The organism is Dehalococcoidia bacterium (assembly GCA_025054935.1).
Taxonomy (GTDB): Bacteria; Chloroflexota; Dehalococcoidia; order SpSt-223; family SpSt-223; genus JANWZD01.
Window position 1 is genome coordinate 98,968 of record JANWZD010000003.1, and the last position, 23,132, is coordinate 122,099.

General features: G+C 67.4%; 15 protein-coding genes, 1 tRNA gene, 2 pseudogenes and 1 other annotated feature. Of the genes and pseudogenes, 12 read left to right on the forward strand and 6 right to left on the reverse strand.

Features of this window, described 5'->3' with window-relative positions; translation table 11 throughout:
* A complete protein-coding gene (locus tag NZ773_05280) occupies nt 1–195 on the reverse strand; it encodes a hypothetical protein (protein MCS6801338.1) in 195 nt (64 codons plus the stop codon).
* A gap of 173 nt (nt 196–368) precedes the next feature.
* On the opposite strand from NZ773_05280, the pseudogene NZ773_05285 reads away from it, so the two are divergent.
* A pseudogene (locus tag NZ773_05285) lies at nt 369–1,136 on the forward strand (serine/threonine protein kinase).
* 843 nt (nt 1,137–1,979) lie between these two features.
* Here the strand turns inward: NZ773_05285 and NZ773_05290 are convergent.
* Both NZ773_05290 and NZ773_05295 read right to left on the reverse strand, forming a co-directional pair.
* Nucleotides 1,980–3,494 carry an ABC transporter substrate-binding protein gene (locus NZ773_05290; protein MCS6801339.1) on the reverse strand — a complete coding sequence of 505 codons (1,515 nt, stop codon included), beginning with the start codon at nt 3,492–3,494 and terminating at the stop codon, nt 1,980–1,982.
* A 9-nt stretch (nt 3,495–3,503) separates the two neighbouring features.
* Nucleotides 3,504–3,953 (reverse strand): NUDIX hydrolase, encoded by a 450-nt coding sequence (locus tag NZ773_05295; protein MCS6801340.1) that lies wholly within the window; start codon nt 3,951–3,953, stop codon nt 3,504–3,506.
* A gap of 324 nt (nt 3,954–4,277) precedes the next feature.
* Between NZ773_05295 and NZ773_05300 the strand changes: the two genes are divergently transcribed.
* The 11 genes and pseudogenes from NZ773_05300 to NZ773_05350 all read left to right on the forward strand — a co-directional run bounded on the left by NZ773_05300 (nt 4,278) and on the right by NZ773_05350 (nt 16,755).
* Nucleotides 4,278–4,757: a transcriptional repressor gene (locus NZ773_05300; GenBank protein MCS6801341.1), complete on the forward strand. Its 480-nt coding sequence runs from the start codon at nt 4,278–4,280 to the stop codon at nt 4,755–4,757.
* An 18-nt stretch (nt 4,758–4,775) separates the two neighbouring features.
* Nucleotides 4,776–5,708 carry a cobalamin-dependent protein gene (locus tag NZ773_05305; GenBank protein ID MCS6801342.1) on the forward strand — a complete coding sequence of 311 codons (933 nt, stop codon included), beginning with the start codon at nt 4,776–4,778 and terminating at the stop codon, nt 5,706–5,708.
* Nucleotides 5,709–6,614 (forward strand): annotated as a pseudogene (locus NZ773_05310) (NAD(P)/FAD-dependent oxidoreductase).
* A gap of 603 nt (nt 6,615–7,217) precedes the next feature.
* Nucleotides 7,218–7,290: transfer RNA gene (locus tag NZ773_05315), tRNA-Arg, on the forward strand.
* A 56-nt stretch (nt 7,291–7,346) separates the two neighbouring features.
* Nucleotides 7,347–7,571 (forward strand) — a binding site (T-box leader).
* Between the two features lie 228 nt (nt 7,572–7,799).
* Entirely contained in the window at nt 7,800–8,333 is a 534-nt protein-coding gene (gene ilvN, locus NZ773_05320; GenBank protein ID MCS6801343.1) for an acetolactate synthase small subunit, read from the forward strand.
* Between the two features lie 11 nt (nt 8,334–8,344).
* Complete coding sequence (ilvC, locus tag NZ773_05325) at nt 8,345–9,346, forward strand: ketol-acid reductoisomerase (GenBank protein ID MCS6801344.1); 1,002 nt, start codon at nt 8,345–8,347, stop codon at nt 9,344–9,346.
* A 13-nt stretch (nt 9,347–9,359) separates the two neighbouring features.
* The gene (locus tag NZ773_05330; GenBank protein ID MCS6801345.1) at nt 9,360–10,907 is read left to right on the forward strand and encodes a 2-isopropylmalate synthase; all 1,548 of its coding nucleotides are present in this window, start codon (nt 9,360–9,362) and stop codon (nt 10,905–10,907) included.
* On the forward strand, nt 10,904–12,001 hold the full coding sequence (gene leuB / locus NZ773_05335) for a 3-isopropylmalate dehydrogenase (protein ID MCS6801346.1): 1,098 nt from the start codon (nt 10,904–10,906) through the stop codon (nt 11,999–12,001). The genes NZ773_05330 and leuB overlap by 4 nt, the downstream gene beginning before the upstream one ends.
* A gap of 133 nt (nt 12,002–12,134) precedes the next feature.
* The gene (gene cimA, locus NZ773_05340) at nt 12,135–13,727 is read left to right on the forward strand and encodes a citramalate synthase (protein ID MCS6801347.1); all 1,593 of its coding nucleotides are present in this window, start codon (nt 12,135–12,137) and stop codon (nt 13,725–13,727) included.
* Between the two features lie 2 nt (nt 13,728–13,729).
* Nucleotides 13,730–15,331, forward strand: a complete 1,602-nt coding sequence (locus NZ773_05345; protein MCS6801348.1) for a glycosyltransferase family 39 protein — start codon at nt 13,730–13,732, stop codon at nt 15,329–15,331.
* Nucleotides 15,328–16,755: a hypothetical protein gene (locus NZ773_05350; GenBank protein ID MCS6801349.1), complete on the forward strand. Its 1,428-nt coding sequence runs from the start codon at nt 15,328–15,330 to the stop codon at nt 16,753–16,755. Before NZ773_05345 ends, NZ773_05350 begins: the two co-directional genes overlap by 4 nt.
* Here the strand turns inward: NZ773_05350 and NZ773_05355 are convergent.
* From NZ773_05355 to NZ773_05365, 3 genes are read right to left on the reverse strand one after another with little or no spacing between them, the layout of a single operon-like run.
* On the reverse strand, nt 16,746–20,000 hold the full coding sequence (locus NZ773_05355; protein ID MCS6801350.1) for a DUF2298 domain-containing protein: 3,255 nt from the start codon (nt 19,998–20,000) through the stop codon (nt 16,746–16,748). The genes NZ773_05350 and NZ773_05355 overlap by 10 nt on opposite strands.
* A gap of 25 nt (nt 20,001–20,025) precedes the next feature.
* On the reverse strand, nt 20,026–21,024 hold the full coding sequence (locus NZ773_05360; protein MCS6801351.1) for a glycosyltransferase: 999 nt from the start codon (nt 21,022–21,024) through the stop codon (nt 20,026–20,028).
* Entirely contained in the window at nt 21,005–23,125 is a 2,121-nt protein-coding gene (locus tag NZ773_05365; protein ID MCS6801352.1) for a hypothetical protein, read from the reverse strand. The genes NZ773_05360 and NZ773_05365 overlap by 20 nt, the downstream gene beginning before the upstream one ends.
* Nucleotides 23,126–23,132 lie beyond the last annotated feature (7 nt).

The window sequence follows — 23,132 nt, forward strand, 5'->3', positions numbered from 1 at the left end:
TTAGCGGCGCGGCGGGGTGAGATAGATGACGGTCGGGGTCGGGGGCGGCAGCGTCGGAGAGCCCGCCGGCGAGGGATAGACGCGCACCCCTTGGGGCTGAGTAGGAACCGGCGTCGTCGCCCCAGCTTGGCACGCTGTGGCCACGCCGAGGGCGAGAAACGCCACTCCGGCGAACCGCCAGATGTAGCGGTGCATGCGGCTGCTCCAGTAGTTCAGACGTCTCGGTCGCTGTCGCGGGAACTGTACCAGTCTCGGCAGGATGCTGCCACCGGTCGACGGGCCGGTTCAGCGTCTCACTCGCTGCAGCACTATACTAGGGGCGCAGCAGGGGAGCGCATCGGAGCGCCGCGCGCCCGCAGGAGGCTGAAGTGGCCGACCTTCGGCCCGGGTCGCGTCTCGGGCAATACACGATCGTCGACCAGATCGGGCAAGGCGGGATGGCGACGATCTTCCGCGCTCGTCAGGAAGCGCTTGGCCGCGATGTCGCTATCAAGGTGCTGCCGGCCTATCTCGCCAGCGACCCTGAATATCTCGCCCGGTTCCGGCGCGAAGCGACCGCCATCGCCCAGCTTCAGCACCCCAACATTCTGCCCGTCTTCGACTTCGGCGAACAGGACGGCCTGACCTATATCGTCATGCTCCTTGCGCCGAGCGGGCAGACCTTGCGCGACCGCCTTGGCGCGCCGATGCCGCTTGCGAGCGCGCTCCCGATGATCACCCAGGTGGGGAGCGCGCTCCAGTATGCGCATGAGCAGGGGATTGTCCATCGCGATGTCAAGCCGTCGAACGTCCTGCTGGGGGAGCGCGATTGGGCGCTCCTTTCTGATTTCGGCATCGCTCGGATGGTGCAAGGCGCAACCCACCTCACCCGAACCGGGGTCGGGATCGGCACGCCCGAATATATGAGCCCGGAGCAGGCGCAGGGGCTCCCCGTCGATGGCCGCGCCGACCAGTATTCTCTCGCCGTCATTCTCTACCAGATGCTGACGGGGCACTTGCCCTTTGTCGCCGAAACGCCTGTCGGCATCGTCCTCCAGCACATCACCAAGCCGCCCCCGCCGCCGCGGTCGCTCAATCCCGACATACCTCCCCAAGTCGAAGCGGTGCTGCTGCGGGCGCTCAGCAAAGATCCCGAGCAGCGCTATCCGACCGTCGCAGACTTTCTCGACGCGCTGAACGCCGCTGCCCAGCCCTCTCTCCGCACCTCGCCGCGCAGCGTTCCGCTGGCGACCACGCCGCGCTCTGCCGCGTCGCTGCCTGCCGCAGCAACCCGGCCGGCGGTCACGCCGGTCGTCTCTCCGCCGGAGGAGCCGCAGACCGAGCGGCAGATCATGCCGAGCCGCAGGAGAGGCAGTCGGCTGTTCGTGGCGCTGGCGGTCGGCGGCGTCGTCTGCGCCGCGCTCGCCATCGGCGGAGGGGCGGTCGGGGTGGCGGCGCTCAACGGCACGTTCGGCGGCTTCGCCGCTCTCGCGAACCCCACTCCTACCCCGACCCTCCCGCCGGCGACCGCGGCGCCGACGCGGCAGCCGGGCACGGTCGCCGGCACCGATGCCGAACCAACGCCGACGCCAACTCCGGAACCGACGGCAACGCCGACCCCAGAGCCGACGCCGACACCCGTTCCAACGAACACGCCGCCGCCACGTCCGACCAACACGCCCGCGCCGCCACCGCCGACGCCTCCTCCGCCCGCGCCCACCAGCCCGCCGCCGCAGCCGCCGCCACAGCCTGGTGGTGGCGGCGCGGGCATCGGCACGATCACGGTCCGCAACACCAGCGCGACCGAAGTCCTCATCTGCGCCTACAACGGGCCGGAGGCGAGCACTCGCCTTGAGATCCCGCCCGGCGGGTCCGGCTCAACCTCGGTGCCCGCCGGCGTTTACACCGAACGCTGCGTCACAGAAAGCGGCGCCGGCCCCGGCACCCGCTCGGTGACCGTGCCCGCGGGAGGAACAGTCACCCGCGCCGCGCCCTGATACTCAGGTGCCCGTCTCCGCTCGGTGCAGCAGGTCGAGGCGAAGGGCGCGGTCGGGGGCAAAGAGCAGCCCCTTGATCTCGGCGCGCGCGGCAAGGAACACTGCCGGCTGCGCGAGAGGCACATTGGGGGCGTCGGCGGCGATGATCGCTTGCGCTTCGCGCAGAAGAGCGGCCCGCGCTTCCCAGCGCGGCTCATTCTCGATCAGCCGGATGAGCGCCGCGATCCGGTCATTGCGATACTGGCCGCAGTTAATGAGGCCGAGCCGGCCGGGATCGTAGTCGTGAACAAGCGCGTAGTACGGGTCTGGCACCTGATGCCAATCTTCCCAGATCAGCATCGGGTAGGCGCGCAGGTAGCGCCCCCCGTACCAGAACGTCGCCGGGTCGAGCCGCTCGATAGCGACGTCGATCCCGATCGTCCGCAGGGACTGGGCGACGATCTCGGCGCAGGCCTGATGCTCCCGGTTCGCGGCATCGACGAAGAGTTCGCTCGCGAAACCCGCGCCATAGCCCGCTTCGGCGAGGGCGGCAGCGGCGCGCGCCGGATCGTAGTCGTACTCCCAGAACTGTTCGGTCATCCCCGGGGTCGGCCAGGGAAACGGGCTGCGCCAAGGCGCGGCCGTCCCGCCATACACCTCGTCGAGAATGCGCTGCGCCGGGATCGCCCACGCAATCGCGCGCCGAACGAGCGGATTGTCAAAGGGCGGCTGCTGGCAGTTGAGCATCAGCGCGACATGGCTGCCGGACCGCGAGCGATAGACCCGCACGCCCGCACTCGCATGCAGCGCCTGCGCCTCGGCGGGCGTAAGGTCAGGCAGGAGGTCGATGGCGCCTTCGCGCAGGAGGTCCAGCCGTCTCCGCCGCCCCGGCACGATAAGGAAGCGGACACGCTCAAATGCGGGCCGAATGGAGGCAGCGGGGGAGGCCTCGAAGACCGTCTCTTTCCACGGCTCGGCGGAGACGAGGGCGTAGGGGCCGTATCCTGCCGGGTGGGCGGCAAGCCATTCCCGTGCCCACGGGTCAGCGGCAGTGGCGTGGCGGCGCGCTTCGGTTGAGTCGTAGATCGTCGGCGTCGACCGCGTCAGTTGCTGCAGCAGCGTCGGGTTGGCGGCGCGCAAGCGGAATTCGACGGTATAGCGGTCGACCGGAACGACCGCCTCGGGACCGGGAACCGACCCCACGAGCGCCACCCACTTGCCGACATCGCGCAGTGCGAACGCGCGCTCCCATCCCCACCGCACATCCTCGGCCGTCAGTTCGTTGCCGAACGGGGAGAGGATGCCGCGGCGGAGCGTCACCCGGTAGACCCGCCCATCGGGGCTCACTTCCCATCCTTCGGCGAGCTGCCCCTCGAGGCGAGAGACATCGCCGATCAGGGCGCCGGTCTCGGCGTCGATTGTGGGCGGATAGACGAAAAGCCGAGCGTAGGCGAGGCGATGGAAATCGCTGTTGCCGCCCGCCTGCTCCACATCGAAGCCGCTGCGGCCAGGCGGGATCGCAAGGCGAAGTTCGTTCATGGAGCCATTCTAGCCGCTGAGGCGGACAAGGCGAGCGCCCGCCCGGACATCGGCAAGAATGGCGGCGTGGTCAAAGGCAAGAGGAGGCAAGTTGTCGAGCGGTGCCCAGAGGATGCTCGCGGCGTCGTCGCCGGCGCGGGCGGCGGCGTCCTCAGCGGTGCGGACACGATAGGCAACGGTGACAGTGTGGCGGGCGGGGTCGCGGGTCGCCTCCGCATACACGCCGATGAGCGCTTCGATCGTCCCTTCAAGACCGCATTCCTCGCGCAGTTCGCGCAACGCGCACGCTGCAGGGGTCTCGTCAGGGTCGACAAACCCGCCGGGCAGCGCGTACGCGCCGGCGAACGGCTCGTTGCGGCGCTGGATTAGCAGAACGCGGCCGTCGCGGATGACGACGGCATCGGCGGTGACGGGGCGGCAGGGCGGGCGTCCGCAGCAGGGACAGGGGTCGGTAGGCATGACACGATCATAGCGACCGACAACAAAGCTGGGCCAGGGATTCCCCCCAGCTTCTCCCCGCCGCGCCCCTGGCCCAGCTCTGACTGGAGGCAGGGATCAGCCCGCGCCGTCGGCCTCGGAGCGAACTTGACTTCTCCCGCCTCGAACGTGCAGTCTACTTTTTGCAAAGGCTCGCAACAGTGGTTCAGATCACAGCAGCATCATGATCTTGGTCACAGCAGATCAGCGGATACTGCGATAAAGTAGTACAATTTTGTGAGGCGATACCGTATGCTCGTGCAGGCGGTTTGCACGCAACGTCGTCGGGGTGACTCGATGGAAACAATGACCGATCCACTTGCCAGCCGAGTGCGCGCCGAGCATGCTGCGCTCCTGCGGAGCCGGGGCCTTCGGGTCACCCCGCAGCGCATCGTCATCCTTGGCGCGATCGCTGGTGCCCATGACCATTTTTCCGCCGAGGATATCCACTCAGCGATCGCGGAAGACAACCCGGGCATCAACCTCTCGACGGTGTACCGGACGCTCGAGACCTTTGAGCGGCATCACTTAGTGCGGCGGACTGACCTCGGGCTTGGCCGGATCGTCTATCACTGGTCGGGACGTCTCTCTCACCATCATCTGGTCTGTCACGCCTGCGGCCGTATCGTCGAGATCGAGGACGACGCCCTCGACCCGCTCAAGCGCGAGCTGGAGCGGCGCTACGCCTTTCACGCCGATCTTAACCACCAGTCGATCTTTGGACATTGCGCCGACTGTCTCAATCATGACGACGCCGAGGAAGGCTTGCCGAGCGAAAAACCTTAAGCTATACTTCACGTTACCATGGTATCGGCAAGCACGAATGGTCTCCAGCCGCCGCGCGCGCGCACCTTCGGCATCGGCGAGGCGGTCGAACGCCTTCGTGCCGAGTTTCCCGACGTCAGCATCAGCAGCCTTCGCTTTCTCGAGCGCGAAGGGCTGCTCGGCCCGCGCCGCACCGCCGGCGGTCACCGGCTCTTTTCCGAGGAAGACCTCGAGCGCGTCCGGCTTATCAAGCGTCAGCAACAGCAGCACCGGTCGCTTGCCGAGATCCGCGAACTGCTTGCTCGGCGCGACCGCCTCGGCACCCCTGCCGAGCTTGCCGACCGCTTTGTCGACGCCATCGCCGCCCGCGACGTGCGTCGCGCCTACGACTTGATCGACGAGGCGGGCCGCGTCGGGGTGTCGATGCGGACGATCTGTCTTGAGATCCTGACCCCGGCGCTGGTGAAGATCGGCGACCTATGGGCACGGGGCGAGCTTGATGTCGCGCACGAACATCTCGCCAGCGCCGTCGTGCGCGATCTCCTCTCCGCTCTTCGTGCCTATCAGCTGCCGGTTCGGCCGAATGGACGCGTTGCAGTCGCTGCCTGCGCTGCTCACGAGCGGCACGAGCTTGGGCTGCGCATGGTCGCTGCCCTGCTCGAGCAGGAAGGCTGGACGGTGCACTTCCTCGGCGCCGACACTCCGCTGGCCAGCACGCTGCAGATGGTGGCGGACAATCAGGCCGACCTGCTCTTGATCTCGGTCGGCGAGCCGTCCAGCCGGGCATTCGTCGAAGCGGTCGCCCATGAGATCGCCTCCTGGTCTCCAAGCAAACGGCCAAAACTGGTCATCGGCGGACGCGCCGCCGCTGAGGCCGCGGCCGGCCTGCCGGTCGACTTCGTCGCCACCAGCGCCGAGCACCTGCTCGCTTGGCCTGAGCTTCGCGCCTCGCGTCGCCCTCAGCCGTCATAAATGGCGCGCATCGTTGTCATCGGCGCCGGGATCGGCGGGCTGACCGCTGCGGCGCTCCTCGCTCGGCGCGGACATGACGTCACCGTCCTCGAGCGCCATGTCGATGCCGGCGGCTGCGCGGCGACATTCTTTTACCAGCGCTTTCTGTTCGATTGCGGGGCGACCCTTGCCGGCGGCTTCCGCGAGGGCGGTCCGCACCAGCAGGTCGCGGCGGCCCTCGCGATCCGCTGGCCAGTCCGCCCGGTCGACCCCGCGATGATCGTCCAGATCGGTGACGACCGGATCACGCGCTGGGCCGACCCCGCTGCTTGGCGCGACGAGCGGCGGCGTGCCTTCCCCTCGCCTGCTGCCGAGCGCTTCTGGCAGGCCCAGGAGGCGCTCGCGGATCAGCTCTGGGCGCTGGCGGCGCGGCGCCCGCCTTGGCCGCCGGCCGGGCTTGCCGACCTGCTCGCCCTTGCAGGCTGTCTTCGCCTTGGCGATGTGCGCCTGCTGCCGGCGCTCGGGCGCACTGCTCGCGAGATGCTTCCGCCTGACCTGCCCTTGCTTGCGGCGTTTGTCGATGCGCAGCTGCTCATCTCGGCGCAAACGCTCGCCGCGGAGACAGTGTGGCCGTATGCTGCTGTCGCCCTCGACCTTGCGCGCCAAGGTGTTGTCGAAGTGGAAGGCGGCATCGGCGCTCTTGCCCGCACCGTGGCAGCGGCGCTCCGCCGCGATGGCGGGCGGCTGTTGACGAAGCGTGAAGTCACGGCGCTCAGTTGGCGCGGCGACCGGGTCGATGGCGTCATCACGCAGCGGGGGGAGCGGTATCCGGCCGAGGTCGTCATCGCCAATCTGACGCCGTGGAATCTTGTCCAGCTGCTGGGCGACCGCGCGCCAGCGCGCCTGCGCCGGCGCATCGCTGCCCTCCCCGTCGGCTGGGGCGCCTTCACGCTCTATCTCGGTGTTCCCGCGGACGCAGTTCCGCCCGGCACGCCGACCCATTACCAGCTTGTGGTCGACCCGAGCGCGCCGTTAGGCGAGGGCAACAGCCTCTTCATCTCGCTCTCCCCCGAGTGGGACCACAGGCGCGCGCCCGCCGGCTTTCGGACGGTGACGATCTCAACCCACACTGCGGTCGCCCCCTGGTGGTCGCTTGATCGCGCAGCCTATCTTGAGCGGCGCGCCCGCTACACGGAGCGGCTCCTTGCCGCTGCGGCCCAGGTGCTGCCCGCCGTCCGCGCCGCCACCCTCGTCCTGCCGGGCACGCCGCGGACCTTCGAGCGATTCACCCGGCGCTACCGCGGTCTCGTCGGCGGGTTCGGCCAGCGCAGCCTGTGGAGCAGCCTCTCGCCGCGCACCGGGGTGCCGAACGTAGTGCTTGTCGGCGACTCGATCTTCCCCGGGCAGAGCACGGCCGCGGTCTCACTCGGCGCGCTGCGCGTCGCCGACCTTGTCGATGCGCTCGTCGGCAGCGCGACCTCGCGGCGCGTTGAGAACCGGCGCCCAGTTCGTTATACTTCTCAGCAGCCTGTGCCTGTAGCTCAGTGGATAGAGCGCTACCCTGCGGAGGTAGAGGCCGTGGGTTCGACCCCCGCCAGGCACGCCGAGTTTTCTTGACAAGCAGCGCAAAGATCGGTAGGCTGCTCTGCAGTCAGACAATATCTGGCGACGACGGGGAGTAGTACGCGCCCGCGTGGATGCCAGCGAGTTGGGGAGCGGTGCGAGCCCAACCTTCCAGCGGCGCGGAACTCGCCCCAGAGCTGTTTGTGCCAACCGCGCAACGCTGCGCGTAGTAGTGCAAGCCGGGTGCGCCCGATAGCGCGCAGTGAGTGGGTGCTTCGGCATCAACAAGGGTGGTACCGCGGGAACGCTCCCGTCCCTTTGGACGAGGAGCGTTTTTCGATCGGGCCGCCGCCGAGCGCCAATGAGGGTGGTACCGCGGGGCTGTGCTCTCGTCCCTCCGGGGACGAGAGCTTTTTTTCTGTCGCCGGCAACGACGCCGGATCGTTTCCCAACGACGGAACGCACGGAAATAGCGGGCGCACTCCGCCGCAGGGGCGAGGCGCCACAGCCCGGCTGCGCTCCAAGCGCAGCCGGCAAGGAGGCAGACGCATGGCGGCGAACAAACATACGCTCATCCTGCTGGTCCGCAACCGACCCGGGGTCCTGACCCGGATCGCCAGCCTGTTCCGGCGGCGGCTGATCAATATCGAAAGTCTTGCCGTCGGCCATAGCGAAACGCCGGGCATGAGCCGCATGACGATCGGTGTGGACGCAGAAAACATCACCATGGACCAAATCGTCAAGCAGTGTCAGAAACTGGTTGATGTGGTGAAAGTGGTTGATGTCTCGGCTGAAGAGACAGTCCAGCACGAACTGGCGATGATCATGGTCGAGTGCCCGCCGGAAAAGCGGGCGGAGCTTGTGGCGCTTGCAGAGATCTACAAAAGCTCCATCGTCGATGTCGGACCGGACGCGATGATCATCGAGACTGTCGGTGAGGAGGCCAAAGTCGACTCCCTGATCGACCTCCTAGCGCCGTACGGCATCCGCGAAATTGTCCGCACGGGGCGAGTGGCGATGGTGCGGACCGGTGCCGCCATCGATGACGGACGCAAGCGCTTCATCCGCGCTATCGGCGCATAAGGAGGAGTGTCTTGGCTCGACTCTATTACGACAGCGACGCCGACCTTTCCCTCATTGAGGGGCGGCGCATCGCTATCATCGGCTACGGCAGCCAAGGTCACGCGCACGCGCTCAATCTCCGCGATAGCGGGCTAGACGTGCGCGTTGGGCTCTATCCCGGCAGCAAGAGCTGGGCGCGCGCGCAGGCAGCGGGGCTGCCCGTTCGGACGGTGAGCGAGGCTGCGGCGGAGGCCGACATCATCATGCTGCTCATCCCCGACACCAGCCAGCCGAAGGTGTATCGCGAGGAAATTGCCCCCCATCTCACCCCGGGCAAGATGCTGATGTTCGCCCACGGGTTCAACATCCACTACGGGCAGATCGACCCGCCCCGCGAAGTCGATGTGACGATGATCGCTCCGAAGGGCCCGGGCCATCTCCTGCGCTCGGTCTACACCGAAGGCGGCGGGGTGCCGTGCCTGATTGCCGTCCATCACGATGCGACCGGGATGGCGCACGCGCGGGCGCTCGCCTATGCCAAAGGCATCGGCGGCACGCGCGCTGGGGTGCTCGAAACCACCTTCAAAGAAGAGACCGAGACCGACCTCTTCGGCGAACAGACGGTGCTTTGCGGCGGGATCTCGGCACTCGTTAAGGCGGGGTTCGAGACGCTCGTCGAGGCAGGCTACCAGCCCGAGTCGGCCTATTTCGAATGCCTTCACGAGCTGAAGCTGATCGTCGACCTGATGTACCAAGGCGGTCTTGCCTACATGCGCTACAGCATCAGCGACACCGCGGAGTATGGCGACTACGTCAGCGGGCCGCGCGTGATCGATGCCAGTGTCAAAGCGCGCATGAAGGAGATCTTGCGCGAGATCCAAGACGGCACCTTCGCGAGCCGCTGGATCTTGGAGAACCAAGCGAACCGTCCGCATTTCAACGCGCTGCGGCGTCTTGAGGCGGAGCACCCGATCGAGAAGGTCGGCAAGCAGCTCCGCGGAATGATGAGCTGGCTCCAGAGGCCGGCAGAGTAAGCAGGAGGGGAAGATGGATCGAGTCTTGATATTCGACACGACGCTGCGCGATGGCGAGCAATCGCCGGGCTGCACGCTCAATGTCGAGGAGAAGCTGGAGATCGCCCACGCCCTCGCCCGCCTCGGCGTCGACATCATCGAAGGCGGCTTTCCGATCAGCTCGCCGGGCGACTTCGAAGCCGTCCGCCTGATGGCGGAGCAGATCCGCGATGTCCAGATCTGCGGGCTGGCGCGCGCGCTGCCGGCCGATATCGATCGCGCGGCCGAAGCGCTCAAGTCCGCTGCGAACGGCCGGATTCATGTGTTCATCTCTTCCTCCGATATCCATCTGATGCACCAGATGCGTAAGGGGCGAGAGGAGGTCCTCGAGCAGACGCGCGCGATGGTCCGGCGGGCGCGCAACTACACCGACAACGTCGAGTTCAGCCCCATGGACGCCACCCGCTCTGACCCCGACTATGTCGTCGAACTGCTGAACGTGGCGGTCGAAGAAGGGGCGACAACACTCAACATCCCGGATACCGTCGGCTACGCCACGCCGGAGGAGTACTTCGCCCTGATCCAGAAAATCATGAACGAGGTCAAGGGGATCGAGAAGTGCATCGTCAGCACCCACACCCACAACGACCTCGGCCTTGCAGTCGCCAACGCCCTCGCGGGGATCCGGGCGGGAGCGCGTCAGGTCGAATGCACCATCAACGGCATCGGCGAGCGGGCTGGCAACGCAGCGCTGGAAGAGATCGTGATGGCGCTGCGGACGCGGCGCGACTTTTACCGCATCGACACCAAGATCGACACCACCCAGATCTACCGGGTCAGCCGGCTTGTCGCTGACCGCACGGGGATGGTGGTGCAGGCCAACAAGGCGATCGTCGGCCTCAACGCGTTCCGCCACGAGTCTGGCATCCATCAGGACGGCATCCTGAAGGAGCGCTCGACTTATGAGATTATGGACCCGGCCTCTATCGGCTGGCCGGCAAGCCAGCTCGTGCTCGGCAAGCACTCCGGCCGCCATGCGCTCAAGCAGCGGCTCCTGGAGCTGGGCTACGAGCTGAGCGAGGAGGACCTGAACCGCACCTTTGTCCGCTTCAAGGAGCTTGCCGACCAGAAAAAGGAAGTGTCCGACCGTGACCTCGAGGCGCTGGTTGCCGAAGAGCATCGTATCCAGTCGGAGACGTGGAAACTCGATCACGTCCAAGTGACGTGCGGCGACCACAGCATCGCGACAGCAACGGTGCGGCTGATCGACCCCGAAGGACGCATGATCACCGACGCGGATACGGGCACCGGGCCGGTCGACGCCGTCTACCGCGCTATCAATCGGATCATCGGCGTGCCGAACGTACTCTCAGAGTTTTCCGTCAAGTCGGTGACGGAGGGGATCGATGCCATCGGCGAAGTGACCATCCGGATCGACCATGATGGGCAGTCGTACATTGGCCGCGGCGCGAGCACCGATATTATCGTTGCCTCCGCGCGCGCGTATATGAACGCGCTCAACCGCCTCTTGTCGAACCGCGAGGTGTCGACGGCGAAGATTGTCCGCACGGTGACCCCGTGAGAGCGACAATCGCCCTCCTGCCAGGTGACGGCATCGGCCCCGATGTTGTCCGCCAAGCTGTCGCCGCGCTCGACGCGATTGCCTTGCGCTTTGGGCATACGTTTGAGTATCGGACGGCCCTCATCGGCGGCTGCGCGCTCGACGAGACCGGCAACTCCTTCCCACCGGAGACGGAGCGGATCGTGCTCGAGGCCGATGCTGTGCTCCTCGGCGCGGTTGGCGGGCCGAAGTGGGACGACCCGAAAGCGGCCGACCGGCCCGAACGAGGGCTGCTCGCCCTGCGCAAAGCGCTTGGGGTGTTTGCCAATATTCGCCCGGTCAAGCCGCATCCGGTGGTCCGCGAGGCGACCCCGCTCAAGCCGCATCTCTTGGAGGGCGTGGACCTGCTCGTCATCCGCGAATTGCTCGGCGGGTTGTACTTTGGGCAGCCGAGTGAGCGTCGCGTTGGAGCGGCAGGCCGGGAAGCCGTTGACACGATGTTCTACTCCGAACCCGAGATCGTCCGGATCCTGCGGGTCGGCTTTGAGCTGGCGCGCTCGCGCAAGAAACGGCTCACTTCGGTCGACAAAGCGAATATTCTGGCGACGTCACGCCTCTGGCGCGAACTGGCAAGCGAACTGGCCGCGGACTACCCGGACGTAACGCTGGAGCATGTGCTCGTCGATGCGGCGGCGATGTATCTCATCCAGCGTCCCGCTCGCTTCGATGTCATCGTCACCGAGAATATGTTCGGCGACATTCTGACCGACGAAGCGTCGGTGCTGGCCGGGTCGATGGGGATGATGCCCTCAGCCAGCCTCGGCGACCGGACCGAGGGCGGCATCCGGCGCGGATTGTACGAGCCGATCCACGGCTCAGCGCCCGACATCGCCGGCCAGAACAAGGCCAATCCGATCGCCACGATCTTGAGCGCGGCGCTGCTGCTGCGCTACTCCTTCGGCCTAGAAGCGGAGGCCTGCGCGATCGAAGAGGCGGTTGACCGCGTTCTTGCCGAAGGCGCCCGAACGGCCGACCTGGCCACGCCGGGCGAGCCCGTGATCGGCACAGACGCCATGGGCGCGCGCATCGCCGAAGCGATTATTCGCGCGCGCTGACCCCTGGGGCGGACGCTGGTGACCGCCCCAGCGGGGCGGTCCCGGAGACCGTCCCGCCCCGCCCACTGGACCGGGCGGACCGTGCGCCACGGCGGCGCGTGGAACGTGACAGGTGAAGAGAGGAGCCCCGGTCATGAGGGTAGAGATTTACGATACGACGCTGCGGGACGGCGCTCAAATGGAAGGGCTGTCCCTTTCTGTGGCCGATAAGCTCGAAATTGCGCGCCTGCTCGACGAACTCGGCGTTGATTACATCGAGGGAGGCTGGCCCGGCGCTAACCCGAAGGATACCGAGTTCTTTCAGCGCGCAAAGGCGCTGCCGTTCCAGCACGCGACGCTCTGCGCGTTCGGGAGCACGCGCCGAGCGGGGGTCCCAGCAGAGCAAGACCCCCAGCTGCGCGCGCTGCTCGATGCAGAGACGCCGGTTGTCACGATCGTCGGCAAGTCGTGGGATCTTCACGTCACCGACGTGCTAGAGACGACGCTCGAAGAGAACCTCGCGATGATCCGCGATAGCGTCCGCTATCTGCGGGAGCAGGGCCGTCGGGTTTTCTATGACGCAGAGCATTTCTTTGACGGCTATCGTGCGAACCCGGAATTCGCCCTTCAGACCATCGCGACCGCTGCTCGCGCCGGTGCCGAGCGCATCATCCTGTGCGATACCAATGGGGGGAGCCTTCCCGCGTGGATCCGCGAGGTGGTGAGCGCTGTTCGGGCGCGCGTGCCCAACGTCGCGCTCGGCATCCATACCCACAATGACGGCGACTTAGCGGTGGCGAACAGCCTCGCCGCGGTTGAGGCTGGCGCGATCCAGGTCCAAGGCTGCATCAACGGGTACGGCGAGCGTGTGGGGAACGCGAACCTCTGCTCGGTCATTCCGAACTTAGCGCTCAAGCTCGGCTATGAGGTGCTCCGTCCCGGCGCGCTCGAGCGGCTGACCGAAGTGAGCCATCTCGTCAGCGAGATCGCCAATCTTGCCCCGAATGCGCATCAGCCGTTTGTCGGTCGCAGCGCGTTCGCGCATAAAGGCGGCTTGCACGTTTCCGCCTTCATGAAGGTGGCGGAGAGCTATCAGCACATCGACCCCGCCGTGGTTGGCAATCGCCCGCGGGTCGTCGTTTCGGAGCTGTCGGGGCGCGGAAACATTCTCTACAAGCTGCAAGAGCGCGGCTTGGATATCGAGGCGACAAGCGGCGAGGTGCGGCGCATTCTCGAGCGCGTCAAGCAGCTCGAGCATCAAGGGTTCGAGTTTGAGTCGGCAGAGGCCTCCTTCGAGCTGCTGGTGCGGCGAAGCCGGCCGGGATATCGCGCTCCGTTCGAACTGGTCGACTGGCTCGTCATCGTCGAGCGCCGCCGGCGCGCGCCCGGCGAGTCCGACGAGGACGGCCTGCTCTCGGAAGCGACCGTAAAGGTGCGGGTCAACGGCGAGTTGGTCCACACCGCCGCCGAGGGAAATGGGCCGGTAAATGCGCTTGATCAGGCACTTCGCAAAGGACTGACGGCGTTCTACCCCCAGATCGAGCGTATCCGCCTAGTTGACTATAAAGTGCGGATTCTCGATGGCGGAAGCGGCACGGGCTCGACGGTGCGCGTTCTGATCGAATCGTCCGATGGCCAGCGCGAGTGGCGCACTGTCGGCTGCTCGACGAATATCATCGAAGCAAGCTGGCAGGCGCTTGCGGACAGTCTCGAATACTGGCTGACGCTGGACGGGATGGCGGGCTGATTGTGCCGGCGGCGCGGCAGCTTCGCGCGCTTGCGCCGCTTGTGATCGTCACGCTGCTCTGGGCCGGCGGCGCTCTGCTGACGCAGCCGTGGGGCGAATTTCCGCTCAACGACGATTGGGATTACGCGAAGTCGGCACGCGCGCTTGCCGAGCGGGGGGCGGTTGAGATCTCTCCCGAAGCGCGAGTGACGCTTGTGGCGCAGGCGGCGTGGGGAGCGCTGTTCTCGCTCCCCTTCGGCTGGTCGTTCTTCGCCCTTCGCCTTTCGACGCTGACTGCCGGGCTGCTCGGCGTTCTGGCGACCTATGGCCTCGCGCGGCTTGTCGGCGCGGCGCGTCCGCTTGCGGCGGTCGCGGCGCTCTCGGTTGCCTTCTGTCCGCTCTATTTCGGGCTGGCGTTCACCTTCATGACCGACGTCCCGAGCACGGCCGTTCTCGCGCTCGGGCTGCTCGCGCTCGGCAGGTGGCTCCGGCAGGGGAGGTGGTCGGCGCTTCTCGCGGGCACCGCATGGTCGGCGGTCGCAGTGCTCATCCGGCCGACAGGGCTGGCCATGCCGGCCGCCTTTGCGCTGGCGGCGCTGCGCTCCGCCCTTCGCCGCTCGCGCCGTCTCGTCGGGCTGATCCCCCTTGCCGCCGCCGCCGGCGCGCTCGCACTCTGGCAGCTGTGGGCGCTCGCTGTCGGCCTGAGCGGGCTCGCCAACCTGCAGGCCGGTGAGCTGCGCGATGCGCTTGCGCGCGGTCCGCTCTTCCTCGCTCTAGAAACGCTCCGCAACAGCGCGGCCGCAGCGCTCTACCTCGGCCTCTTCCTCTTCCCGCTTGCCGTTGCCGGCGGAGCGGTGCAGGGACGCGCCGCCGTGCTGTCTGCGCTTGGCGGGCTCGCCGGCCTCGGCCTCGCGCTTGCCGGCGTTCGGTTTCCCCTTGCCGAAAATGTGTTCTACGATCTCGGCCTCGGACCGCTGACCCTGCGCGACTCCTTTTTCGGCACCGTGCCGGCGTGGGCTCGCGGTCCAGAGTGGGTTCCGGTGGCGGCGACGACCCTCGCCGGTGCCGGCGCGGCGGCGCTCGGAGTGCTCATGGCGCGGGGAGCACGTCGCCTTCGGCAGTGCGGCGGGGAACCGCTCCTTGCTCTTGCCGCGGCAACGATTGCGCTCTCATTCGCGCCGCTGGCGGTGGCCGGCTTTCTGGACCGCTACCTGATCGCGCTGCTGCCGCCAGTCGTCCTGCTCGCGGCGGCTGGAGGACGAGAGGTCAGGAGAGGGGCGCTGATCGCGGCGGCGGCCGTGCTGCTTCTCTTCGCCGGCTTTGGGGTCGCCGCGACCCGAGACTACTTCAGCTGGAACCGAGCGCGCTGGCTTGCGCTCGAGCGGCTGCTGGAGCGCGGCGTCCCCCCCACGGAGATCGACGGCGGGTTCGAATTCAATGGCTGGTTCACTTACGATCCGGTCTACCGTCGTGACCCGGCGAAAAGCTGGTGGTGGGTGGTGAACGACCGCTACATCGTGGCCTTCGACCGGCTGCCCGGCTACCGCGAGGTCGACCGCGAGCCGTTTCTGCGGCTGCTGCCGCCGGCGGCTGGCGCGGTCGTCGTGCTGGAGCGGGAGCAGTGACCCAGCTGGCAGCGCGCGCCGTGCGTCCCGGCGAGGCAGCGCGCCCGTCCCCGCGGCCGAGGCGGTGGTGGCCGGTCGGTCTTCTTCTCGGGCTGCTCGCTTTCAGCCATGCGGCGCTGTATGCGGCGCTGGTCCCGCCGTGGCAGGCGCCGGATGAGCCGGCGCAAGTCGAATATGTGCTGCTTGTCGCTCAGCGGGGCCGCCCAACCGAGGACCTCGACCCGGGCATCCAACGCCGCATCGTCGAAGATCTCGTTGCGCGGGATTTCTTCCGCTTTGCGGGAGGACAGCGCCCGCCGGCGGATGACTTGTCGTTCGAGGCAGTCTGGCCCGGCCAAGCGCGCTACGCCGGCCGGCAGCCGGCCTATTTCTTGGCTGCAGCGCTTATCGTCCGCCTCTTTCCCGAAGCCCCGATCGCCTTCCAGGTCTCTCTCCTCCGCGCTTTCTCGGCGTTCCTCTTCGGGCTCACGGTCGCGGCGATCTTCGCCACTGCTCGCCTCATCTTTCCCGAGCGGCCGCTTCTGGCAGTCGGCGCGGCGCTCGCCGCGGCGCTGCTGCCGATGGCTGCCGCGCTCGGCGGAGCAGTGAATAACGACAATCTGGCAAACCTCGTCGGCGCTGCCACGTTCCTCGGCATCGCGCTCGTTGAGCGCCGCGGCTACCGGCCGGAATGGGTGCTCGCGCTGATCGGTCTTGCTGTCGTTGCGCTCTACACCAAGCGGACCACGCTTATCCTTATCCCCCTAGTCGGCCTTGTCCTTGCGCTTGCCATCTGGCGGCAAGGCTGGCGGGCGCGCGTGGCGGCCGCCACCATCGCTTTCTTCGCGCTGGTGGCGGCAGTTGCCGCCATCGAGACGTTTCCTCCGCTGCGCAACGCTGTTGCCTACACCGCCGACCGCTATTTCGCCAATGCCTCGGTCGAGTCGAACCTCGCTGCAATCGAAGGGATCTCGCCGGCATGGCAGAACCTTCTGCGCAGTTTTGTCCTCTATTCCGGCCTGTTCTTTCAGTCGAGCATCGGGCTCTTCGGGTGGGTCGATGTCGCGCTTCTCCCCGTGTGGTATCTGCTGGCGGGGTTTGCCCTGCTGAGCGCTCTGCTTGGCGCCGTGCTCTTCGCGATCCGCACCTTCCCGACAATGGATGCGCCCGGGCGCGCCGCGTTGCGCTGGCTGCTTGTCGGTCTCCTCTTCTCCGTCGGCTTAGTTTTCATCTACGCCCTCTACTTTTCGCAGGACGGCACCGCGCCGCAAGGCCGCTATCTCTTCGTCTCGCTCTCGCCGCTGCTGATCGTGCTGACGGCGGGGCTTGCCGAGCTGTTCCCGCGGCGCGCTCGCCGGCTCGCGGCGATTGGGGGAGCGTGGCTGCTGCTGCTCTTCGATGCGGTCGTGATCGTCGGCACGCTCCTGCCGGAGTATTACGGCTGATCTTCCCGCAGGCGGTAGATCGTCACCGTGGGATTGCGGTAGGCCACCTCGAGGACCGACCCCTCGAGTGAGCGGATCGCCTCGAGACCGCTTGCTGGATAGCGGCGCGCTTCCAGCTCGCCCACAGCGATGAACGCCGGCCGGTAGCGCGCGAGCACGTCGCGCACGGTCGCCGGGTCGCCGCTCGCGTAGAAGCGGTTGACATCCCGCGCCCGTGCGGCGACCAGCGCCCGGTAGCCGTACCGCTGCTGCGTCTGGTGGAACTCCCAGCCGAGCACCGCCGGCATGCCGGTGTGGACCGAGAACCGCGCTCCCCATGCGCCGGCCGGCGTCTGCCCCTCGAGGATGCTGGCGAGCCCGCCATGCAGCCGCAGCCACTCGATCGCCTCGCGCTCGGCGCGGAGGTCGACCGGGCCGCGCTCATCGTGATAGGTGGCGCTCCAGTGATAAGCGAGCCCGTCGAGGGTGGGCGGCAGCAGGACAAAGCGCTGCGCGATCCGCGCGGGTGTCGCTGCGATCGGCCAGAGGAGGGCAGCGCCAAAGAGGAGCCCGCCGAGCGCTGCCCACGCAGCGCGAAGCGGCGTTCGCGCCTTGAGCAGCAGGGGGAGGGTGAGCGCTGTCGCTTGGCCGGCTCCGAGCGCAAGGAGCGTCCACGCTTGGAAGAGGAACTTGAAGACGGTGTTGGTGCGCGTCGGGTCGCCGGCGAGCGTGAGAAGATCGACTGCGGCGCTGAGCACCAACCCGACGAGGCCGATCAGCGCGAGCATCGCCCGCCCCGCCCGCTGTTCCCCGGTTCCGGCGTGATGTCCCCAATACCAAAGCCACCCTGCCGCGAGCAGAAGGACAAAAACCGCTGTCGCAAAGCCCGCTGCCGCCGCGCAGCCCAGCCCGATGCCGGCGATGAGCAGTCCCCTGCGCCACGCCCACATCGCGCGGGCGCGGTCGCGCAGCCCGAAGAAGAGGAGCGTGACGAACGCGAAGACAAAGAGCCCATGGATCGCGAGGTACTGGCGCAGAGGGGTGGTCTCGGTCGAGGCCACAACCCAGCGGTAGAACAGCTCGAACGAGTCGGTAAACGGCCGGAACGCGATCCAGCCGGCGGCAGCGACAAGCAGGGCAAGCAGAGCAGCCCGGACAAGAGCGCGGACGCTCGCGTCCCGGAGGAGTGGGATGAACGCCGCGCTCACGCTGATCCCGAGCGATGTCGGGTAGTCCCAGCCGTTTGTTGCGCGCAGCGCCCCGACGACGAGGCCAGCCGCGCTGGCCGTTGCCACGCCGCCGCCGCAGGCAAGCGCGGTGGCCAGTCCCAGCACCACAAGGGTCAGCGGCAGCGCGATCACGTGGGCGTGGAGGTCAGCGAAAAGAAAGGAGAAAAACGGAAACTCGGTGATCGTGTTCTGCTCCGGCATCATCCGCGAGCTGTTCCAGTAGTCAAAAGCGAGCCCTTCCCCGCGTGCCAGCCCGCTGAGCAGCTGGATGGGGAGGTCAAGATTGCCCACGACGGCGACGAAAAGCGCGGACAGGAGCGCGGCGGGACGGCGGCCGCGTGGCCAGCCTCCCAGCGCGGCGAGGTTGCTGCCGAGCGAGGCGGCACCCGTCACGGTCATCGCGAAGAGGGTTGCGATCGCGAGGTTGTACGCAACCTCGGGAGCAATGCCGGTAAGCCGGGCGACTGTTCCGACCAGCAGCTGGCCGAAGTAGTAGTAGTTCAGGGTTCCGCCGGCAAACCAGGGGTCGGTCGGCGGGAAATACGTCGAGCGCGTTACCGCCGTCAGGATCGCGAGGTCCATCGGCTTCTCGCCGCCGTAGAGGGGAAACCAAAGGTCGGGATTCAGCGCCCGAATCCCGACAAACCCCAAAAAGCTGACGCTGAAGATCAGTTCCCAGCCGACAAGCTGACGCCAGCGCTCCTGCACGCCGCTGCGTAGATCGCGTCGAGCGATCAGCACGGCGAGCGAGAGCACAGCCGTTCCAGCTGCTGCGCCGAGGATTGTTAGCCGGTCAAACGGCGCGATTGGAATGCTCGCCGCAAGCCAGGCGAGCCAGCCGCAAAGCAGCAAGCCGAAGGGCCGCGCAAGAGCGAAGCCCCAGTCGGGCAGCGGCCGCGCGGCGAGCGCCACGAGCGGAAGCGCAGCGGCCGCCATTCCCGCAAGAGCGGCATACCAGACGAGGACAACGAGGGGGCCATCCTGCCATGGGAGATCGAACACAACGTTCCACGGCAGAGCGCTCGCGTTTGCTGCCAGCCGTTCGGCCGATTGGAGGAGCCCGCTGGCCGGATGGGAGTCCGATGCTGCGAGCGGTCCTGCGGGGAACGCGATCCGCGGGCTGCCGAGGGTGAGGAGCGCCGCTCCGCCAAAGGCTGCGGTCGCCAGCGCCAGCCGTCGCCTCTTCGCGAAGGAGAGCGCGAGTGCGTGTCCGACCGGGCCGGCGAGCGCGGCAATGACGACCAGCATCCCATTCTCGACTTGGCGCGCCGGTCCGCAGAGCACGACGGCGGGAAGCAGGAGGAGCAGAGCGCCCGCCTTTCTCCACGCCTCAGCACGGCGCCACCACTGCGCCGCGACGAAGAGGCCCACCGCCAGCCAGCCGGCCAATCCCAGCGGTGCCGGCGCCGCCTCGGGGGCCGGCGCAACGCCTTGGAGCTGCAGCAGCTCGAGGGCGACCCGACGAGCAAGCGCTTCCCGACTTCCGACCAGCACGGTTGCGACCGCGATGAAGCTGAGGATGGCGGCGCCGCTTGAGACAACGATCCCAAGCACGGCATCGTCGAGCGCGCGACGGCGGTCGCGCTGCGCTGCCAAGCCGGCGCCCCGCGCGAGGACGATTGCGGCGGGAAGAAGCAGCAGCGCTGCGAGTGTGCTGGCGACTGTGCTGCCGAGCGCGATGCCGAGCGCCAGCGCAGAGGTCGTTGTCCAGCGGCCGGCGGCGAGCATTGCGCTGGCGACCGCCGGTCCGGCGAGAAGAGCGATCGTGCCTGCCTCAGCGCGGATGCCGACGGCGAGCGCCGTCACGCTGAGCCCAGCAAGCCAGCACGCCGGCCCTGCTCCCGCAGCGGCCCGCAGGGTGAGGAGGAGGCACGCTCCGCCCACGGCGCTTGCCGCCGCGCTCTGCGCCTCGGGAGCGTGGGTGAGGCCGAGCCCCAGGGCGCCGCTGCCAGCGAGGCCGAGCCAGGGCCACGGCAGCGTGAGACGCGCCGCCTCGCCGATTTTGGAGAGACATCCTCGGAAGCGGCGAGAAGTCACGAGAGCAGGCGCTCCGCTGAGGGAATTAGCGGCGGAGGCGCGCAAGGCGGTGGGCAACCCCCACCGCAATCCCAACCGCCTGGCTGAACGCCCGCACCGCGGTGAGCAGCGGGGCGACAGCGGCGACGCCCGGGTCGGTGCTCGCTGCCCGTCGGACCAGCGGAAAGCTCGACGCCAGCAGCGCGCCGCCGGCTGCAGCAGAGACAAGCCGGGCTGGACGCGCGATCACGCCAGCGGCCCCGAACCCCAAGACAATACCCGCAAGCCCGATTTGGATGAGGACAAGCCACGGCCGCCGGCTGTCGTGGCCCAGTTTCTGCGGATGCGCGCGATACACGTCGACCCACAGCCGCGCCGCGCGCGCTTTTGTCCGCGCAAACTCCAGCACGGTTTCGCGGTGCCGATGATAGACAATCGCGTCGTCGGCAAAAGCGAGACGGTAGCCGTGTCGCGCTGCGCGAAACGACAGTTCAATATCTTCAACCGGGGCGTAGCGGGGGTCGAAGCCGCCGAGCGCGAGAAACGCCTCGCGCCGATAGGCAGCGGCATAACCGTCGATGAAGTCGAGCTGCGTGGCGCGGGAGAGCTGCGCATATTTCTGCTCGAACTCGTGCTGGATGAAGCGAGGGACGAGGCCGGTCTGCTTCGTGCGGTATCGTCCCTTGACGCCGGCGATCGCCGGGTCGGCGAACGGGGCGAGCATCCGCTCCACCCAGTCGGGCGCTGGCTCACAGTCGGCGTCGGTGAAGAGGAGGATCGCCCCGCTCGTCGCCTGCGCGCCACGGTTGCGCGCTGCGGCTTGGTTCTCGTGACGCTGCCGGATAAGACGGACCCCGAACGCCTCCGGGATAGCCGCGGTGCCGTCCTCAGAGCCGTCGTCAACCACAACGATCTCGTGCGGGGCGAGCGGCACGGTTTGGCGGCGCAGGGCGGCAAGGCAAGCGGGCAGCGTCTCCGCGGCGTTGTAGGCCGGAATGACGACAGAGACGCTGGGGGCGTGCCGCTCACCGCCGAAGCGTGACATAGACCGGGCTTTCGGTTACTGTCAAGATGGCGGTAGCGCCGCGGCGCGTCACTGGCAGGAGCCCCCCCATCATATCGCGGACGACGACGAGCCGGTCAGCGGGCAGCTCCACCGTGCGCGTCGCGTCGGTGCGGTAGCGGTCGCCGTGACGCTGGGGGCCGCTGTCGATCCAGAGCACCCATTTCTCCTCGTCGCCGACAGCGAAGACGTATTTTTGCAGCGCGTCGCAGAAGAAGGGACCGGTATCGCAGCGCCGCGCCGGGCTGTTGCCGTAGGTCGGCTCGCTCTCGTTCCGCAGCAGCCGCGCTCCGGCCAATTCTTTGACCCACGTCTGGAAGACACGGAATGACGGCTTGATCTCGCCGCGCGGAGTGAGCAGTCCCCAGCGGTCATTCGGGTCGTCGCTGTCGCGCAGGGTGAACCAGACTGCGATCTGAACGCCATTGCCGTCGCCCCGTCCGTTATCGGCGAGGGCGAGGGTGAGCGCTTGGGCGACGTAGTTCGCCTGCGCTTGCTCGGTCGCGGGAGTTCCGTCAAGAACAATGCCGGTTTCGGCAACGATGATCGGCTTGACCGTGCCGAATTCGGCCATCGTGCGGCGGAACCCTTCCGCTTTGCCGAGCAGCGATGTCCCGAACTGCTCCCAATTGCGGCGGTAAAACGGAAAGTAGTTGAACGAGACCATGTCGAAGCTGCCGGCAGCGTTGCCTTTCGCCGGGTCGAGCACTTCGCGCAAGAAAGCGCAATTGAAGCTCGGCTCGCAGCCGTCAGCGGCAAGGGGTCCCATGACAACGATCGCTTGGGGGTCGGCGGCCTTGATCACGGGATAGGTCGCGCGCAGCAGAGCGCCGTATTCGGCAGCGTGATTGCCCCAGCAGCCGCCGCCCCAGCCGCCTCCGAACTTGTCGTTCGGGTTCTGAATGCGGAAGTCGGGCTCGTTGTACAACACCCAGTAGCGGACATTGTACGGCGGCTGCTTGTACCGTTCGACTGCGGCGCGAACGAACTGAAGCCAGCGGTTCTGCATCGCCGCGGTGCGGAAGGGACCGCACGTCGGGAAGGCGGCCCATGTCGGCGGGTCGACAATGTTGACGAGCGGATTGACCCCCTGTTCCCGCAGCAGCCGGATCGCCTGGTCAGCGCTCGCCCAGTTGTAGGTGGGGGGAGAGGTTTGGACCGGCTCGATCTCCTCCCAAGTCAGAAAAGTCCGGACCCACCCCGCTCCGCTCTCCCCGATCCGCGTCATAAAGAGGTCGTTGACGAGCGGTTTATGCCAAAGCCCCGCGATCAGCGACTTCTGAGTGGGCGGTCCAGGCGGCAGCGGCCCGGCGAGACTTGAGACAGCAGGCGAGGAAGCCGGCGGCAAGTGGGGACTGCGCGGGAGATCGCCTGCGGGGGTCCGCGGAACAAGCGCCTGCGCCGGATACAGTCCGGCCTCTTTGCCGACATCGCCGCCGTTCGCGACGACGACTTGGCCGGCGCGCGCCCACGGAACATCCACTTTCCATTGTTGGAAAACTTTGCGCTGAGCGCGCACAACGATCACGTTCGGCAGCTCGTGGACGCCCATCGGCAGACCGTTCAGCGCGATCGGGTCGGGCGCGGCGAAGTAGGCCGCTCGGAGGGCGGGGTAGGGATCGAGAAGGGCTAGATGCGCGGCAACGATCTGCTCCCACCCTTTGCCGCGGTCGCTCGACCAGTCCTGCGACCGTGGCACCTGACGCACGGTCAGCAGCCAGTCATCCTTTCCGGCGGCACTCAGCTCGTCGAAAACGTTGACGATCGCCATGGTCCTGCTTTCCGGACGCCATTGAAGCACGACCTTCTGAAACGCCTGCACGGTGAACCCGTTCCAGAGAAAGCGCTCCGAGATCGGATAGCCGACATTGGGAACCCCGCCGTAGCGGTTGAACCACTCCCAGAACGGAATGCCTCCCTCATTGGTGACGCGAAAGCCGAGGTCGCCGCCGCCGCCCTTCCCGTTGGCTTGGCTGTAAAACCATCCGCCAGGGATGGGGAAGTCATCGCGGCTCTGCGCTCGGGTTGGAAGCAGCCCAAAAAGCAGGAGCAGCGAAAGCGCGAGAAGCAGGGATCGCCGCATGAGCATC

Excerpts from the sequence above, each read along its gene's own strand:
- NZ773_05280 (MCS6801338.1), bottom strand. The coding sequence starts at position 195 with ATGCACCGCTACATCTGGCGGTTCGCCGGAGTGGCGTTTCTCGCCCTC.
- NZ773_05290 (MCS6801339.1), bottom strand. The coding sequence starts at position 3,494 with ATGAACGAACTTCGCCTTGCGATCCCGCCTGGCCGCAGCGGCTTCGAT.
- NZ773_05295 (MCS6801340.1), bottom strand. The coding sequence starts at position 3,953 with ATGCCTACCGACCCCTGTCCCTGCTGCGGACGCCCGCCCTGCCGCCCC.
- NZ773_05300 (MCS6801341.1), top strand. The coding sequence starts at position 4,278 with ATGACCGATCCACTTGCCAGCCGAGTGCGCGCCGAGCATGCTGCGCTC.
- NZ773_05305 (MCS6801342.1), top strand. The coding sequence starts at position 4,776 with ATGGTATCGGCAAGCACGAATGGTCTCCAGCCGCCGCGCGCGCGCACC.
- ilvN (MCS6801343.1), top strand. The coding sequence starts at position 7,800 with ATGGCGGCGAACAAACATACGCTCATCCTGCTGGTCCGCAACCGACCC.
- NZ773_05330 (MCS6801345.1), top strand. The coding sequence starts at position 9,360 with ATGGATCGAGTCTTGATATTCGACACGACGCTGCGCGATGGCGAGCAA.
- cimA (MCS6801347.1), top strand. The coding sequence starts at position 12,135 with ATGAGGGTAGAGATTTACGATACGACGCTGCGGGACGGCGCTCAAATG.
- NZ773_05360 (MCS6801351.1), bottom strand. The coding sequence starts at position 21,024 with ATGTCACGCTTCGGCGGTGAGCGGCACGCCCCCAGCGTCTCTGTCGTC.
- NZ773_05365 (MCS6801352.1), bottom strand. The coding sequence starts at position 23,125 with ATGCGGCGATCCCTGCTTCTCGCGCTTTCGCTGCTCCTGCTTTTTGGG.